Here is a 15,978-nt window from a genome sequence, read left to right on the forward strand (position 1 = left end):
GGCAGCTCTTACAGGGCTAAAAGTCCGATCAGGCACATAATTGCAGTCACAATAGTAAACACTGCAACTACTCTGGCTTCTGACCATCCGCAAAGCTCAAAATGATGATGGATAGGCGCCATTTTGAAAATACGTTTGCCATGTGTTGCTTTGAAATAGGTTACCTGGATCATAACGGACAGTACCTCAACCAGATAGATCAATCCCACGATCAGTATAAACAGAGGCATCTGCAGCATATAAGCCACACCTGCTACAAATCCACCAAGCGCCAGAGATCCTGTATCTCCCATGAACACACTTGCCGGGTATACATTGTAAAGTAAAAATCCCATCAGTCCGCCGATAACAGCACAGGTGACAGGCTCGATACCTGACTGGGTTCCAATGGATACAACCGTGAAAAATACGGCTACGATCAGGGTAACGCTGGTAGCAAGACCATCTACACCGTCAGTAAAGTTTACGCCATTTACCGTTCCGATCACTGCAAAGAACAGCACCGGTACAGCCAGCCAGCCAAGATTCAGATAATGTCCCCCCCAGAATGGAATACGCATGGTCAGAGACACATCTGTATACCGCAGCAGGTAGAAAGTAAAAATACCTGTTACCACTACCTGAAGCAGAAATTTCTGCCATGGAAGAAGTCCGTCAGATCTTCTAAGGACTACCTTCAGATAATCATCCAGAAAACCGATCAGTCCGAATCCCAGAGTCAGGAACAGAACCGGGATAATCTTGGGATAATCTTTTACATAAAACAATGAAGTAATAATCGTGGATATCAGAAAGATCACGCCGCCCATAGTCGGGGTTCCGGCCTTTTTCAGATGCGACTGTACGCCCTCTGTTCTCTCTGTCTGTCCCATTTTCAGCTTACGCAGAAAAGGAATAATAACAGGTCCTAATACTGCACTGATTGCGAAGGAAATCAGTACCGGGATCACAATATGAAATTCCATTCTCACACCTCTTTAATTCTTTCGTTTTTTTCGTTCCAGAGTCTGTTTAAAAAAGCATTCCGCAATCTTCCTCAAATTGTGACACACATCTTGCAGAAACCATTTTCAAACACGCTCTAAACTTTTTAAAGCATCTTATAGTATAAAGCTTTTCCCCTTATTTATCAACCCATAGCTTGGTTTTTGCAAGATAATATCCCAACATTGTTTACTGCTTACTTCGTGACCGGTAACATACTTCTCCTTGCTCACAGCCTGACCGATCACCGAAGCTTATCTTTCTTTTTTCTGATTTAGAGCGTGTTTGAAAAAGGCTTTCTGCAAGATGTGCGTCACAATTTGTGGGAGATTTTGCCCGGATGAGGGCGCCGTAGCGGGCTACGGCAACCGAATTCGGGTGAAATCTCCCGCAAAGTGGGGCGTGCAGATTGCGGGAATGATTTTTCAAACACGCTCTAGCACCGCCTCAAAAATATTCTTTATCACAGGTGCCGCAATGGTTCCTCCGTAATACACGCCCTGCGGGTCATGTATAATGCAAAGCCCCAGGATCTGTGGATCTTCCGCAGGCATAAAACCAAGAAAGGAAGAAATATACCGGTTGGCACTTCTTGGCAAAGTCTGGGAAGTAGCCGTCTTGCCCCCTACTGTGCATCCCTCGATCCGGGCATTTCTTCCGGAACCTTCTGACACTACTTTCTCCAGAATTCCTCTTACTGTCTCTGATGTTTTTTCCGAAATAATCCCCGTTTCCACCGGATATTCCAGCTTTCTTCCGCTGGTGCCATCTGAGCTCAGAACGGATACCCCAAAATGAGGTGTGATCCGCCTCCCCCCATTGATCAGAGAACTGACTGTGGTCGCCAGCTGAATTGGCGTAATCTGAAAAGACTGGCCAAAAGCAACTGTTGCCAGCTCCACATTCCCCATATTTTCCATTTTATGCATGATCGTTCCAGCCTCTCCCGGCAGATCTACACCTGTCTTCTTCAAAAGTCCAAACTCCTTGAAATAATGATAATAGTTTTCCACCCCAAGTCTCAGACCCACTTCAATAAAAACCGGATTGCAGGAATTCTGGGCACCTTCCACAAAGCTCTGGGAACCGTGTCCTGTTCTCCTTGCACAGTGAATCCGCCTGTCATCCACCAGCTTATACCCCGGACAGAAAAATCTGTCATTTACGGAAACCACGCCAGCCTCCAGACCTGCAGACATGGTAATGATCTTAAAGGTAGAACCGGGCTCATATGTATCGTTCAGGCAGGGATTTCTCCACATCTGGTTCAGAAGATCCTGTTTTTCCTGTTCATTCAGTCCTGAAGTGTCCACGTCCGTATTCAATGTAAAAGGATCGTTCAGATCAAATTCCGGCACATTAACACATACATAAATTTCTCCGTTCTGCGGATTCATAAGAAGTATGGAAACACGCGCAGCCTGTTTTTCTTCCATTACTTTCAGGGCCGCCTGCTGCGCATACTGCTGCAGATCCACATCCAGACTGATTTTCAGGTTTTCCCCTGCCACCGGATCTTCCCTGCTTTCTCCGATCTGGTCGATTTCCACGCCTCTGGCATCTGTTGTGGTCAGGATTTTTCCCGCCTGTCCCTTTAAAATTTCCTCATATTTCACTTCCAGGCCAATTATCCCCTGATTGTCACCGCCTGTAAATCCCAGAACCTTGGAAGCCAGAGATCCGTAAGGATAATACCGCTTATAATCCTCATCCACTTTCACACCATCCAGTTCATACCCACGTATCACATCTCCCACAGATTTTTCCACATTTGTCTTAATTCGTTCAATTGAAGATATTTTTTCAACTTTTTTACGCACTGTGTCAGTATCTATTTCCAACTCTTTTGACAAGACCTCAATAACCTTCTGTGGTTCCTTAATCTGACTGTGAATAACGGAAATAGTACATACAGTTTTATTATCTGCCAGAATCCTCCCTTTTGCATCCAGTATCTGTCCTCTTGCAGCCTTAATGACTCGTTCTCTTTCATGAAGTTCTTCTGCTTTCTGGTAATAGTAATCCGACCGAACCCCCATCAGGTAAACAAGCCTTCCCACAAGTCCCAGAAGCATAAGTGCACATACAAGAAAAACCATCCATATTTTTTTCCTGTGAAAGGTCATAGTTTTTTTCATAAAAAAATCCCCATCTGAAATCATCATAACTAATATATGATAATTTCAGATGGAGGTATGTGTTGTATTATGGTGAACAGTCTGTTTTTTTATTTCCTGCCAATACTATGCCACCTATGGACAGTATTTCTAATCCAGTCCGGCTTCCTCGTTAGTCAGGCCTTCACTCTCCATATTGTTATCCTCAATGGGATCCGTGTTATCTTCCGGAGGTCCCGGAACATTGGTATCAGAAACAGCCTCCGGCAGAGTTTCCCCGGCTGAACCAGTGTAGGAATCGCTGATTCCATCAAGGTTAGCAGATTTTATATACTCTCCGTTTGCATTGATCTGATAACTTCCGTCACTATTCAGCAGGTAACCATTTTCGTCAATCCGATTGCCATCCCAGTCAATGAGGTTGCCCTCTTCATCCACCAGATTTCCATTTTCATCAATCTGACTGTCAGATATAGTATTTACATGACCATTAAATTTCTCCCAAAGCTCTGTCTCCGGAACAGTTCCGTCTGTAGACTGATCGGGCTGAATATTCATGTATGGCAGAAGCTCGGAAAGAATTGCCTGTGCCACATACTGTGGATAAATACTGCTGGCCTGATCCTCTACATTTGGCTCGTCAATTACCACATAGATCAGAACCTGCGGGTCATCAACCGGGGCAAATCCGATAAAGGAAACCACGTATTTACCGTTTCCACGGGGGAATTTCTCCGCAGTTCCTGTTTTACCGCCTGAGCTGTAACCCTGTACCTTTGACGTCATACTGGTACCCTGCTCTACACTGGCCTGCATATAGCTTCTGATATCAGCGGAAATGCTGGAAGAAATGGTCTGCTTCTGAAGAAGCGGGCTGATTGTCTTCACAGTTGCACCGCTGGCATCTTTGACTTTTGTCACAAGATGTGGCTGATAATAGTAGCCGCCATTGATAACCGAACACATTGCATTGATTTCCTGGATCATAGTACAGCTGAATCCCTGACCAAATGCAGAACACGCAAGCTCTGTCTCATGCATGGTATCAACAGTATGCATAATACCATATCCCTCATTTGGAAGATCGATTCCTGTCCGGCTTCCGAAATTGAAAGTACTCTGTGCTTTCAGAAAATTTTCAACTCCCATCTTTGCACCAATCTGCATCATGGCATCGTTACAGGAGTTTGCGATTACTTCCGCAAGGGTTTCCATTCCGTGTCCGTAAATATTTGCACATTTGATGGTGGTCATATTTCCTGGCACACCAAAATTCTGGTAACCATCACAATAGAAGGTATCACTGGTGGATATTTTTCCCTGTTCCAGAGCAGCTGCCATAACAATGGGCTTCACAACAGAACCAGGTTCGTAAATGTCGGTTACACAAAAGTTATTCCACATGGCGCTTAGAGCATCCATGGTCTCACTGTCGTTCATAGCAGCAATCTCATCTGCTGAATATAAGGAAGACAGATTACGTGGATCATTAAGATCATATCGGTCGCCCCCATCCATGGCAAGGATTTCACCACTTGAAGGGTCTTCCACGATCACTCCTATATTTTTGGCGCCAGTAGATTCCTTAAAGGCATTTACCCATTTTTCCACAATCTGCTGTGTTCCAAGATCGAGGCTAAGCTCCAGACTGTTTCCGTCAGAAGCTTCGATAATGGTTTGCTCCACGTTAGAATCATCACTGAAATATCCGTACTGTCGGCCATCAATTCCTGTCAGGCTGCTATTGTAGTAGCCCTCAATTCCATAGTCCGCAGTATCTCGGGAAAAAGTAAATCCCAGCGTATCACAGGCCAGCTCATTATATGGATAGACTCTCAGATAATCTTCTTCAAACCATACACCCTGGATATTGTTTTTCTCCTGAATTTCTTCCCTGGTCATTTCCGTATCATCTGGTATGCTGCAGTAATCCTCGAATGCTTTCTTATCATCCATGGATACCTGCTTTTTCACGATCTGATACTGACTCTCCCTGGTCTTATCAGAAGTAAGCCTGGTACGGAGTTCTCCTTCATCAAGGCCAAATATGGTAACCAGAGCATTCACCGTAGGATCCAGATAATCCTCATCTGAATTTACAGCTTTACAGTCCAGTACAACATTATACACCTTGTTGCTCGTTGCCAGAATGTTGCCATTTCGATCATAGATTGTCCCTCGTTTCGCTGGCATTGTGCGATTCTGGTATTTTTGCTGAGCCTGACTCAGCACCTGTTTCTTATACTTGTCACCACTTTGAAAATTAATATAAGTGATAACTCCCAATAAAACGATTAAAGCTCCCAATACGCAAAAGAGCAGTATTGACAGCTTTTTTTTCATACTGTGATTTATTTTTTTTATAGGTTTTCTTTTTGTTTTTCTTCTCAGAGTAGTCAATCAAACACCTGCCTTCATTCCCATTACTTCCCGGTCACGTCCTGATACTGTCTTACGTAGCTGCCGCCTTCAGTCGCATAGGTTTCTGTCTGCTGGTTGCTTGGATATTTCATGCCCAGACGTCCGATGGCGATTTTCCGGATTCTTTCAAGGTCAACACTTGAAGTCACCTGGCTCTCATATGCATCGTTGTCTTCTTTCAGCTCGGCCAGTTGGGATTCGAGCGTGGCCAGCTGGCTTCTTTTACTGGTGCATTCTGTTTTCAGTTTCAGATAATTAATACTGCAAAACACAATAAGGATACCAAGTGCTGCCAGAAATATGGCAAAATTACGGTTCATATTATTGGCTTTCGCACGGTTTCTCCTGGCTGCCTTACTAAGCGGCTTGTTCCCCCGGACCTGCTGCTCTGGTGTGGTCTGCTCTGGTTTTGCCTTATTTTTACGAACAGAATGCTCTGGCTGACGGTACTCTCTCCGCTCAGGAACTTCCTGGACTTTTCGGACAGTGTTGCCATCAACATACACATTTTGTGGACGTCTTTTACCTGACACAGTATTTGTATGTCTGCCTGTCTCCGCCATTTTTTACCCTTCTTTTAAACTTTTTTTTCAAAAATTCTAAGCTTAGCACTCTTAGAACGCGGGTTTTCTTCCATTTCTTCATCACTTGGAAGAATTGGCTTCCTTGTGATAACTCTCCCCTTGGATTTCTTTCCGCACACACATACCGGAAAATCCGGTGGACAGGTACACGGGTTCTCATTTTTTCGAAAAATTGTTTTTACAATTCTGTCTTCCAGTGAATGGAACGTAATAATGCAAAGCCTTCCGCCATCATCCAGAAGATCGATCATCCCATCAAGTGAATCACGAAGAACATCCAGTTCCTTATTCAGCTCAATTCTGATTGCTTGGAACGTACGCTTAGCCGGATGACCTCCTGCTGCCTGTATCTTCATAGGTATGGATTCCCGGATGATCTGTGTAAGCTGGCCCGTTGTCATAATGGGGCTCTGCTGTCTTGCTGCTACTATATGTTTCGCGATATTTTTCGCAAATTTATCTTCACCGTAATCGCGGATAATGCGATACAGTTCTCTTTCTTCATAACCGTTAACAATGTCACTGGCAGTCTGTGTCTGTCTCTGATCCATGCGCATGTCAAGAGGTGCATCTACCCGATAGGTAAATCCACGTTCCTCATTGTCCAGCTGATAGGAGGATACTCCCAAATCCAGAACAATACCATCAACCTTGTGAATTCCCCTTGCGGCAAGCTCCTGTACCATGTAACAATAATTGCTGCGAATGATTGTCACCTGGTCAAAGGCGGCAAGCCGTTCACTCGCAGCAATTATCGCATCCTGGTCTTGATCTATACCAATAAATCTCCCCTTGGCAGAAAGTTTCCTGCATACCTCAATGGCATGTCCTGCGCCGCCCAAAGTGCCATCCACATAGATTCCATCCGGCTTAATATTCAGCCCGCCAACGGTCTCGTCCAGTAATACAGATTTGTGTTTAAATTCCATTTCCGTCTCCTGTTGGATTTCTCGCTTATTTTATGCTCAGATGACGATTCCCATGTTCTCCATGTCGGCAGCAATGCTGTCCATATCGTCATAATTGCAATTCTCGCTCCATTTCTCCTTGCTCCAGACTTCTACTCTGCTTAAGTTTCCAGCCAGAATAACATCTTTCTCCAGACCAGCGAACTCACGTAACGTCTGTGGTACGAGAATTCTCCCCTGCTTGTCCAGTTCACATGTTGTTGCACCTGCAACAAAGAAGCGCGAAAAGGCTCTAGCGTCTTTATTTGTAAGTGGTAATGCACGGAGTTTCTCTTCAAAGGCTTCCCATTCATCCATAGGATAAATATAAAGACAACCATCAAGTCCTCTGGTAAGAACAAATTCCTCACCTAAAGGTTCCCGAAATTTCGCCGGGATGATCAAACGCCCCTTCGCGTCGATTGTGTGATTGTACTCGCCCATGAACATAAAAACTCACCTACTCTCGTGAAATACGAGTCTCCCCCTCGTATCTCATGACGGGAAACAAATGGAAGTTCTGCCACTTCGTCCCCATTTGTCACCACTTTTCTCCACTTCCTACCACTTATGAACCCATTCTAACCCATTTGCCCCTAAATTACAAGTGGGAAATTATGAAATCTATTACATAATTCTGTTACAAAGTCCTTACAAACAGCGAAAATGCAGTCAAAAAATTTTTATATACAAATAAATCCTGCCCTGCAGGACTTTTTATATCACCGGAAATTCCAGCGGAATTTCCGGTTACACACAAAAAAACGCCACTTCAGTGGGATTCGCCCCCACCAAAATGACGTTTTGTTCAGACCAGATTCAGATATCTGACAATCATATGATCAATCTTCCTGCTCATGGGCAGGTTTTTTCGCAAATCTGCGCGGCTGGCTATACAACCATTCATCTTCTTCTGAAGCTGTCGGACCCTTCGCAGCAACAGTTTCTTCTTCAGAAATCCCGGCATTTTCTTCCACATAATTTTCTGTACCGGAAGCTTCTGGCAAAGCTTCCTCCTCAGAAATTTCTTCTGTATCTTTCTCTGAGTCCTCCTCATAGAAATCCTCAGCAGCTGAATTTTCCTCTTCCACGATTTTCTCTGTGTTCTTTTCATCCTGAGGATCTTCTTCCGGATGCTCTTCTTCCACAGACGAAGTTTCTTCTGATTCTTCGGAATCATGTTCATAAGCAGATGCTGTTCCGTTATAGACTTCCGGAACACCTGCGGCATCTCCATCTGCAAAAGCTCTCTCCAGTCTGAGCCGGTCTCTGTATTCTTCTGCTTCAGCTTCTCTGGCTGCTCTTTCCTGCGCTTCATAGTCCTGTTCTCTCCTGCGTCTGCGCCTTGCCGCCCTCTTTTTCGCCATGGTTTCTTCCACAACTGCGATCATAGCACAGATTACAAACAGTGCTGCTGAGATCAGCTGGGAAATTCCAACAGAAGTTCCCGGAATCATAAGCTTGTCTGTTCGAAGAAGTTCTATGCAAAATCGTCCGAGACCATATCCTGCCAGATATTTCAGAAATACTTCTCCGTGGAAATGTTTTTTGCGCTTCCACACAAGCATCAGGAGAAACAAAAGCAGACACCAAAGACTCTCGTATAAGAAAACCGGATGTACTTGAATATAAGAAGTTCCACCTATTGTCTCCAGGTTTTCCCTCATTGCAGATGTCACTTCGCTGGAACGCACAGCAGATAAAGGGAGCTGCATTGCAAATATGCTGTTGGTATACTCACCGAAAGATTCCCTGTTAAAGAAATCTCCCCACCTTCCTATTATCTGCGCAATAACGATTCCCATGCTGGCAGTATCTGCCATCTGCATAAAAGATTTTCTGCGCACGCCGCAGTAAATGGCTGCTCCCAGCATTCCTCCAAACAGACCGCCGTAGAATGTAAGTCCGCCATTTCTCACATTAAAGATCTCAATAATATTGCCCTTATAAAGATTCCAGGAACATAAAACATAAAGCATTCTGGATCCGACCACACCCAGAAGCAGGGACATGATCATCATTTCCAGATAATCGTCTTTATTCTCGCCGCAGCGCTTCGCTTCCAGAATCACAAATCCCATTCCTAGAAGCATTCCCAGAGCTATTACAAGGCCAAAAAATGTAATCTCAAATCCAAATATTTGAATGGATTTCCCCACATAACCCAGGTTTATTCCTAGATTCGGAAACTGAATTGACATTTATGCTATCCCTCTGTTTCTATTACTTATCAGACATTGAAACGGAATAAGATCACATCGCCATCCTGTACTACGTAATCCTTACCTTCCATTCTTACAAGACCTTTTTCTCTTGCGCCTGCATAGGAGCCACAGTCAAGAAGATCCTGATAGTTTACCACCTCAGCCTTAATGAATCCACGCTCAAAATCAGAATGAATCTTACCTGCTGCCTGCGGAGCCTTGGTTCCAATCTTGATGGTCCATGCTCTGGTCTCATCTTCTCCGGAGGTCAGGAAGCTCATAAGTCCAAGGAGATGATAACTTGCCTTAACCAGCTTCTCAAGTCCTAATTCCTTGAGTCCAAGATCCTCCAGGAACATTTTTCTCTCATCCTCATCCAGTTCGGAAATCTCTTCCTCGATCTGAGCACAGATTACGAAAATCTCACTGTTCTGCTCTGCAGCATATTTTCTTACAGCCTGTACATGCGCATTGTCAGCACCATCATTTGCAAGATCGTCTTCTGCAACATTTGCAGCGTAAATAACCGGTTTCTGAGTGAGCAGATTGTATGTTCCCATCCATGCTTCCTCATCCTCATTCTCCAGTTCCATAGTGATGGCCATTTTGCCGTCTTCCAGCCATTTCTTGATCTTCTGAAGGAAATCAAGCTCTTTTGCAGCTTCTTTGTCCATACGGGCAGTCTTGGTAACCTTTGCAATTCTTCTCTCCAGGATCTCAAGATCAGAGAAAATGAGCTCCAGGTTGATAGTCTCAATATCACGGATCGGGTCGATGCTTCCATCTACGTGAATTACATTGGTATCCTCAAAACAGCGTACTACATGAACGATTGCATCAACTTCACGGATGTTTGCAAGGAACTGGTTTCCAAGACCTTCTCCCTTAGAAGCGCCCTTTACAAGTCCTGCAATGTCAACAAATTCTATAACGGCCGGTGTCACTTTCTTGGAATGATAAAAATCACCAAGCAGTGCAAGTCTTTCATCCGGCACAGTAACAACTCCCACATTCGGGTCAATGGTACAGAAGGGATAGTTCGCAGATTCTGCACCAGCCTTTGTCAGGGAATTAAAAAGTGTACTTTTTCCTACATTTGGAAGTCCAACGATTCCTAATTTCATTTTTTCTATTTCCTCCTATAAATCCTTTGATTTCAAGGGATTTCAGCATACTTATTTTTGCAAGTGGGCCATTTAGTGGGCCATTACATTGCCATAAGTGCTTCTGCTACCAAGTCCATTTCTTTTTTCTTTTCTTCCTCGGTAGTATGAACATATAAGTTCATTGTAATTCCAATATTCGAATGGCCCAGTAACATCTGAAGTGTTTTCGGTTTCATTCCTGCTTCAATACATCTGGTAGCAAAAGTATGTCTCAAGATATGCATCGAAAATCTTGGAATTTTTGCTTTGTCACAGATTTTAAACAGCGCTGTATCATATGTACTGTTCTTGACAGGTGTTCCTTTTCGACACAGAAACACAAATTCTTCCCATTCTGTTGAAATTTCTGAAATCCTCTTATTCTTTTCTTTTTGTTTTTTTAGTATAGAAACCGCTTCTTCTGTTAAGGGTATCGTACGGTAACCTGATTTACTCTTTGGTTCTCCGATACGCCACTCCTTTGCACTGTAACGATATTCCATACTTCTGCGAATCTGAATTGTTTTGGATTTAAAATCGACATCTCCCCATTTCAATCCTACCAATTCGCCTGTTCGCAATCCGGTTTGTAGTATAAAACGATACTGATTTTCATAGCTTTGATTTTCTGCATATTGTAAAAATGTTTTTTGTATGTCTCTTGTTAAAGCAACCTTCTTCTCAGAAGGCTTTCCCATATCACTTTTCACAGATTTTTTACAGGGATTGCTACGCAAGACTTCATTCTCTTTTGCATACTCAAACATATTGTATAATGCAATTCTTGCCTGATAAATTGTAGATGTGCGATACCCCTGATCTGCCATATCATAAAATATTTTCTGACATTGAAGTGGTTTCACGTCTGATAGTGTCATCTTTCCAATTACCGGTTTAATATTTTTAATATATCTCTCCGTATAATTGCGAACAGTATTTGAACGGACTGTTTTCTTTTTTATCCCAATCCAATAATCAAACCATTGATCGACCAGCATATCTGATGGCATTGAAATATCACTGTGTTCATCCACATAAGTCGCATCAGCAATCCATGCTCTGCACTCTTGCAGCTTTTTGAATCGTTTATGTTTTCTCTTTCCAAACCGATCTACAAATCTGGCTGAGTATAATCCCGTACTTTCCTGGGATATTCCCTTGCCAAGTTCTTTGCCTTTTAAATCTTTTCCCATATTTCAGCTCCTCTCATAAGAAGCCCTAATACAGTACCTTGTATTATACCATAGCATCTTATTTTTGTGAATATTCATTTTCATCTCATCTCCTGCCCCATCTCCTGTCAATCATTTATATTTCCACACTTTCCGAAATGAATTTTTCAAATTCTTTTCTCTTTACAAGTTTTTTCGTGCCTACGTAAAGCACAAACGGACATCTCGGTTCTTTCAAAAGACCACTTATTCTGTTTTGTCCAATATTACTGTATTCTGCTGCCTCTTCAATTGTAAGAGCCACTTTTTCACATATCGCAACATGTTGTTTGCTCATAAAATCCTTCCCTTATTATTTAACGTGCGTAGCATACACTTCTATCCGCAATACACACGATCATTCTTTGTATTCAACAACGTTTTCGCTTTCTCCATTTTCATACTTGCAATCGCTTCTCGTTTACTTGTACCTCCAACATACATTGGTGTACACATTTCTAAAATACGATCATAGATACGCCTTTTGTCCAACATGGTCTCGCTTTTTATTTCTTTCAGCGGAAGATTGGTTGTGATGATCAAAGGTCGTCCCGAACGGATCCTGCGGTCTATGACGCTAAAAACAATTCCTAACGCATATCCTGAATTTCGTTCCACTCCAAGATCATCAATAATCAAAAGCTGGTAAGAAGCCAATGCATTGATATATTCCGTTTTGTCTGCCAGTGGAAATATATCATCAATAATGGTATTGAAATTTGTCATCTTTACCGTTACTTCCCGCTTAAGAAGTTCATTGGCAATACACCCGGCAATATAACTTTTCCCGGTACCAACCGGTCCCCAGAACAAACAGCCTATATGATTTCTTTTCATTTCCTCCCAGTTATCAACATAGCTTTTTGCCTTATGCATTACTGCATCTGACATATCTGCATTCTCAAATGTCCACTCTTCCATCCTGCTCTCGTCAAAACAGATGCTCGTATTTCTACTGACTAATTCCCGGTGTTCTTTCTCTTTAAAATATTTTTGTTCTTCTTCATACGCTTTTCTGTCACAGGCACATTGCCTAGTATGTTTTTTCATCCCCATAAAGCCACCCTCGGGGAAAAAAGCTTCTTTCGCTTCCCCACAGACTTTGCAGTATTGCAAACCATCACTGCCTACACATACGATATCTTCTTCTCTCATCACAAACTCTCTCCTTCTCCATAGCAATAATTTACTTCATGATATTTATTTCTTTTATATTTCTCAGTTACTTTACTAGGTGCCACATTTCCGACTCCTGCACAGCCATTTTTACGACCAGATGAAGGTTGCTTTTCCGACTCTGTTGCAACCATCTTTTCAACCGCCTTATTCTCAACCAGCTGTAAACCAATCTCATCAGATGGAATTTTTATATATAAATGATTGGGTTTTGAAAAACCACCAGATCTGCGAACCAATAGTCCCACATCATCTAATTCCTTCAATGCTGTTTTTACAGAAGATTTACATTTACCGATTTGAGCAGACAATTCCTCTATCGGAAAAATCAGATAAACATTTCCATACTTGTCTATCCAACTATTCATTCTCGATATCCGTGCCCGGTCATACAAAATCATATAAAGGAATTTTGCAGTTTGAGAAATTCGCAGTTTTAGCAAAAACTTCGGAAACTGGAAGTACTGAAGCATCTGCTCTGACTCCTTCATGTATTCATATTTCATTCTTTTCTCGCCTCGTTTCTGTTTCTAACTGTTGTAAAAATCATTTTTATGCCGGCTCAAAAAATGTCCTTACACATATTCAAAAGATGAAGGGCATAAATACAGGCTCTTGATGAAAATTTTTTATTTTTCCTGCAAAAAATACCCTTTCATTAATACGAAACGCTGAGAGGCATTTTTACAGCCCCCTGAGGAAAACTTTTTTATTTTTTCTGTTAATTAAATATTTGAAAATAAAAAAACACTCACCTATCCAGGTGAATGCCTTATCAAAATTTTCTTATTTTGTTGTCTATGACGCTTACTCAGAAACGCTTGCGTATCTGCTAAAATGTAATTGCCTGCAATTATATTTTCACGTGGGTATGGGGACGTAACCCCCATCAAGTCTGCTACTCGTAAGTAATACAAAATTGTCAAAATGACAATACTGTAATACACGGGTGGATCTTGCTCTGGTTGTAACGTATGAATTCATACAATAATAGGCCCAAATGGGCACTTTCACCATTTGAGCCTATATATTATATATGTCTTTCAAATGATAGCTTAAAAAATAGCTGTCTAGACGGTATGTTTTTAACGTAGAATTGATTTTATGGAAGACAAGGCATGGAATGCTTTGTACCTTTAATGGAAAAATTTAATGATATTTACCATGTACAAAAAAGAAACGGCAGATAAAAAACATCACACGAATCCTTATCGTGCTGTAAACTATATAAGAGATGAGAACGGAAATCCTATATGCCCTATTGGACGTAAATTTCTTTTCAAACGAAAACAACATGTAAGATATAAAAAATATGGACGTACAGAAGAAATCTATCCAAGCTTATTAAGTGTACCCTTTTTACATAAAACAGTGACGATTTTCAAAAAACATATATTAATGTAAAGAAACGCCAGAACCAGCATTTGTCGGAACTAGCGTTTCTTTAGCAGAGACTTATTTTACAGCCCCGTTTTTTGCTTATATTATTTTCCTCCGTTGGATCTCAATTTTGGAAAGAAGATGACTATCTTAAAGCCCTTTTCCCACGGGGAAGCAGCTTCCAGACGAAGGTTTAGATCGTCAGCCATCTTCTTAACCAGGTAAAGCCCTATACCGGTAGCTTTCTTTCTGCTGTCAGTAGAATCCCCGGTAAAGCCCTTTTGAAAAATATACGGCAGATCATATTTTTTTACACCGATGCCATTATCCTCAACTGAAAGAACATCTGCGATCTCCGAATGTATCATAGAGATTGTTAGCATGGGACTATCGCTGCTATATTTTATGGCATTGCTCACGATCTGTCCCAACATAAACTGAAGCCCTCTACGGTCTGTATAGACTGTTTCAGATTGCAGTTTATTGATAATTACAAACTGCTTTTCTTCCAGAAGTGGGGCATAGTCCTCCAGAACTTCCCCCAAGCAGTCATTCAAATTGATATCCTTAAACTGATAATCCTTTGTACTGCTCTTTAACCGGGCATAGTATAACATCTGAGTGACATCCTCCTGAAGCTGACTGCGGACATAATCCAGTTTTGCTTGCAGGGAAGGAGACATTTCGTTGCTCCGATTATCCAGGAGCATGGTCAACAACGATAGGGGCGTTTTCGCTTCATGTGCCCAGCCCTCCACATATTCTTCATAGTCCTGTAGGGCATCTGCCATACTGTTACTCTCAGTTTTGTGTTCCTGTAAAACTGATGCCAGAAGCCGGATAGATTCTCCTTCTTCCCGGCTGATGGCACTGAGCAGCCGTTCCTCGTTGCAGATGGTAGGATCACTGAGGAAATCCCGGAACAGCTCTCGGCGGGTGGTCTCCCGCTTGTTTAGTACAAACAGAATTGCTGAAAACAAAAGGAGGCTTGTCAGAACTACTAACCCACTCAAGGTTTGAAATGCCTGAATGTCAGAAATCCAAAGAATGATAGCACAAAAGCAATCCACGCCCAACAGCAACAGCAGCCAGGGGTAGTACCGTTCTATCATGCGCCAAAGCCGCTTCATGGAGCCACCCCCGTTTCCAGACGATAGCCCATCCCACGAACCGCAACGATTCGCTGCTTCATCTCAAGACCGGACATCGTCTTTTTCAGCCTGGTCAGATTAACCTGCAAGGCATTTTCGTCTATGTATTCCGTGGTTCCCCATAGTGCTATGCAAAGTTGCTCCGTCGTGGCCAGAGCATCGCCGCCGGACAAAAGAGCAACCAACAGTTTTCCCTGATTTTTTGGAAGCACGACAGAGGTATTATGAATATAAAGCGTGTAGGTCTGCTGGTCTAACAGGAAATCTGGTCCCTCTATGAGATTGGTACGGCCTTCATACCTTTTGAGAATATTGGATACCCTGGCAAGAAGTCGATCTTTTCTGCACGGCTTCGTCAAATATTCATCAGCACCCAAGTGGAACGCTTGCAGTTCATCCTTTACCTGATCTCTGGAAGTCAGTACCAGGACGGGGATAGCGGTTTTATTCTTTAGTTCCTGGCAGATTTGAAAGCCACTGATCTCCGGCAAATTCAGGTCTAAGATCACAAGGTCAGGACGGAGGGCTGCCAGGAGCCGAACGGCATCTTCCAACTCGGTGATTGCCTCCGCAAGATACCCGTCCTTTTGAAGCATATTGCAGAGTTCTTCCCGCATATAGACTTCATCTTCCACAACAGCAATTCTTTTCACGGCAG

16 protein-coding genes and 1 pseudogene are annotated in these 15,978 nt (G+C 42.6%); 2 read left to right on the forward strand and 15 right to left on the reverse strand.

What is annotated here, in order from left to right:
• Window positions 1–8: 8 nt before the first annotated feature.
• Both mraY and AB5170_RS06840 read right to left on the reverse strand, forming a co-directional pair.
• Window positions 9–965 carry a phospho-N-acetylmuramoyl-pentapeptide-transferase gene (mraY, locus tag AB5170_RS06835; protein WP_148461137.1) on the reverse strand — a complete coding sequence of 319 codons (957 nt, stop codon included), beginning with the start codon at window positions 963–965 and terminating at the stop codon, window positions 9–11.
• A gap of 208 nt (window positions 966–1,173) precedes the next feature.
• Window positions 1,174–1,353, reverse strand: a pseudogene (locus AB5170_RS06840) (DUF6783 domain-containing protein); the annotation flags it as partial.
• On the opposite strand from AB5170_RS06840, the gene AB5170_RS06845 reads away from it, so the two are divergent.
• A complete protein-coding gene (locus AB5170_RS06845) occupies window positions 1,291–1,476 on the forward strand; it encodes a DUF6783 domain-containing protein (RefSeq protein ID WP_306467719.1) in 186 nt (61 codons plus the stop codon). The pseudogene AB5170_RS06840 and the gene AB5170_RS06845 sit on opposite strands and share 63 nt — an antisense overlap.
• Here the strand turns inward: AB5170_RS06845 and AB5170_RS06850 are convergent.
• The 11 genes from AB5170_RS06850 to AB5170_RS06900 form a co-directional block, all read right to left on the reverse strand.
• The gene (locus tag AB5170_RS06850) at window positions 1,410–3,122 is read right to left on the reverse strand and encodes a penicillin-binding protein 2 (protein ID WP_148461135.1); all 1,713 of its coding nucleotides are present in this window, start codon (window positions 3,120–3,122) and stop codon (window positions 1,410–1,412) included. The two genes, AB5170_RS06845 and AB5170_RS06850, sit on opposite strands and share 67 nt — an antisense overlap.
• A 129-nt stretch (window positions 3,123–3,251) precedes the next feature.
• A complete protein-coding gene (locus AB5170_RS06855; RefSeq protein WP_237925493.1) occupies window positions 3,252–5,294 on the reverse strand; it encodes a penicillin-binding protein 2 in 2,043 nt (680 codons plus the stop codon).
• A 230-nt stretch (window positions 5,295–5,524) separates the two neighbouring features.
• Window positions 5,525–6,085, reverse strand: coding sequence for a septum formation initiator family protein (locus tag AB5170_RS06860; RefSeq protein ID WP_173718147.1), 561 nt, complete (start codon window positions 6,083–6,085; stop codon window positions 5,525–5,527).
• A 14-nt stretch (window positions 6,086–6,099) separates the two neighbouring features.
• The gene (rsmH, locus tag AB5170_RS06865; protein WP_148461134.1) at window positions 6,100–7,035 is read right to left on the reverse strand and encodes a 16S rRNA (cytosine(1402)-N(4))-methyltransferase RsmH; all 936 of its coding nucleotides are present in this window, start codon (window positions 7,033–7,035) and stop codon (window positions 6,100–6,102) included.
• Window positions 7,036–7,071: 36 nt separating this feature from the next.
• Window positions 7,072–7,503 (reverse strand): division/cell wall cluster transcriptional repressor MraZ, encoded by a 432-nt coding sequence (mraZ, locus tag AB5170_RS06870; RefSeq protein ID WP_118578197.1) that lies wholly within the window; start codon window positions 7,501–7,503, stop codon window positions 7,072–7,074.
• 392 nt (window positions 7,504–7,895) lie between these two features.
• Window positions 7,896–9,254, reverse strand: a complete 1,359-nt coding sequence (gene lgt / locus AB5170_RS06875) for a prolipoprotein diacylglyceryl transferase (protein ID WP_368361301.1) — start codon at window positions 9,252–9,254, stop codon at window positions 7,896–7,898.
• Between the two features lie 29 nt (window positions 9,255–9,283).
• Window positions 9,284–10,381 (reverse strand): redox-regulated ATPase YchF, encoded by a 1,098-nt coding sequence (ychF, locus tag AB5170_RS06880; protein WP_368361302.1) that lies wholly within the window; start codon window positions 10,379–10,381, stop codon window positions 9,284–9,286.
• Window positions 10,382–10,464: 83 nt separating this feature from the next.
• The gene (locus tag AB5170_RS06885) at window positions 10,465–11,595 is read right to left on the reverse strand and encodes a site-specific integrase (protein WP_117980708.1); all 1,131 of its coding nucleotides are present in this window, start codon (window positions 11,593–11,595) and stop codon (window positions 10,465–10,467) included.
• A 115-nt stretch (window positions 11,596–11,710) separates the two neighbouring features.
• The gene (locus AB5170_RS06890; protein ID WP_008372088.1) at window positions 11,711–11,911 is read right to left on the reverse strand and encodes an excisionase; all 201 of its coding nucleotides are present in this window, start codon (window positions 11,909–11,911) and stop codon (window positions 11,711–11,713) included.
• 41 nt (window positions 11,912–11,952) lie between these two features.
• Window positions 11,953–12,768 carry an ATP-binding protein gene (locus AB5170_RS06895; protein WP_368361303.1) on the reverse strand — a complete coding sequence of 272 codons (816 nt, stop codon included), beginning with the start codon at window positions 12,766–12,768 and terminating at the stop codon, window positions 11,953–11,955.
• On the reverse strand, window positions 12,768–13,295 hold the full coding sequence (locus AB5170_RS06900) for a replication initiator protein A (RefSeq protein WP_161143302.1): 528 nt from the start codon (window positions 13,293–13,295) through the stop codon (window positions 12,768–12,770). The genes AB5170_RS06895 and AB5170_RS06900 overlap by 1 nt, the downstream gene beginning before the upstream one ends.
• A 658-nt stretch (window positions 13,296–13,953) precedes the next feature.
• Here AB5170_RS06900 and AB5170_RS06905 point away from each other — a divergent pair.
• Entirely contained in the window at window positions 13,954–14,193 is a 240-nt protein-coding gene (locus tag AB5170_RS06905; RefSeq protein WP_173716057.1) for a hypothetical protein, read from the forward strand.
• An 80-nt stretch (window positions 14,194–14,273) separates the two neighbouring features.
• Here AB5170_RS06905 and AB5170_RS06910 read toward each other — a convergent pair whose 3' ends face one another.
• Both AB5170_RS06910 and AB5170_RS06915 read right to left on the reverse strand, forming a co-directional pair.
• Complete coding sequence (locus tag AB5170_RS06910; protein ID WP_368361304.1) at window positions 14,274–15,299, reverse strand: sensor histidine kinase; 1,026 nt, start codon at window positions 15,297–15,299, stop codon at window positions 14,274–14,276.
• Entirely contained in the window at window positions 15,296–15,973 is a 678-nt protein-coding gene (locus tag AB5170_RS06915; RefSeq protein WP_161143303.1) for a response regulator transcription factor, read from the reverse strand. Before AB5170_RS06915 ends, AB5170_RS06910 begins: the two co-directional genes overlap by 4 nt.
• Between the last annotated feature and the right edge of the window lie 5 nt (window positions 15,974–15,978).

Source organism: Ruminococcus sp. RTP21484sp1_RTP21281st1_A8_RTP21281_210402, assembly GCF_040914025.1.
GTDB lineage: Bacteria > Bacillota > Clostridia > Lachnospirales > Lachnospiraceae > Blautia_A > Blautia_A faecis.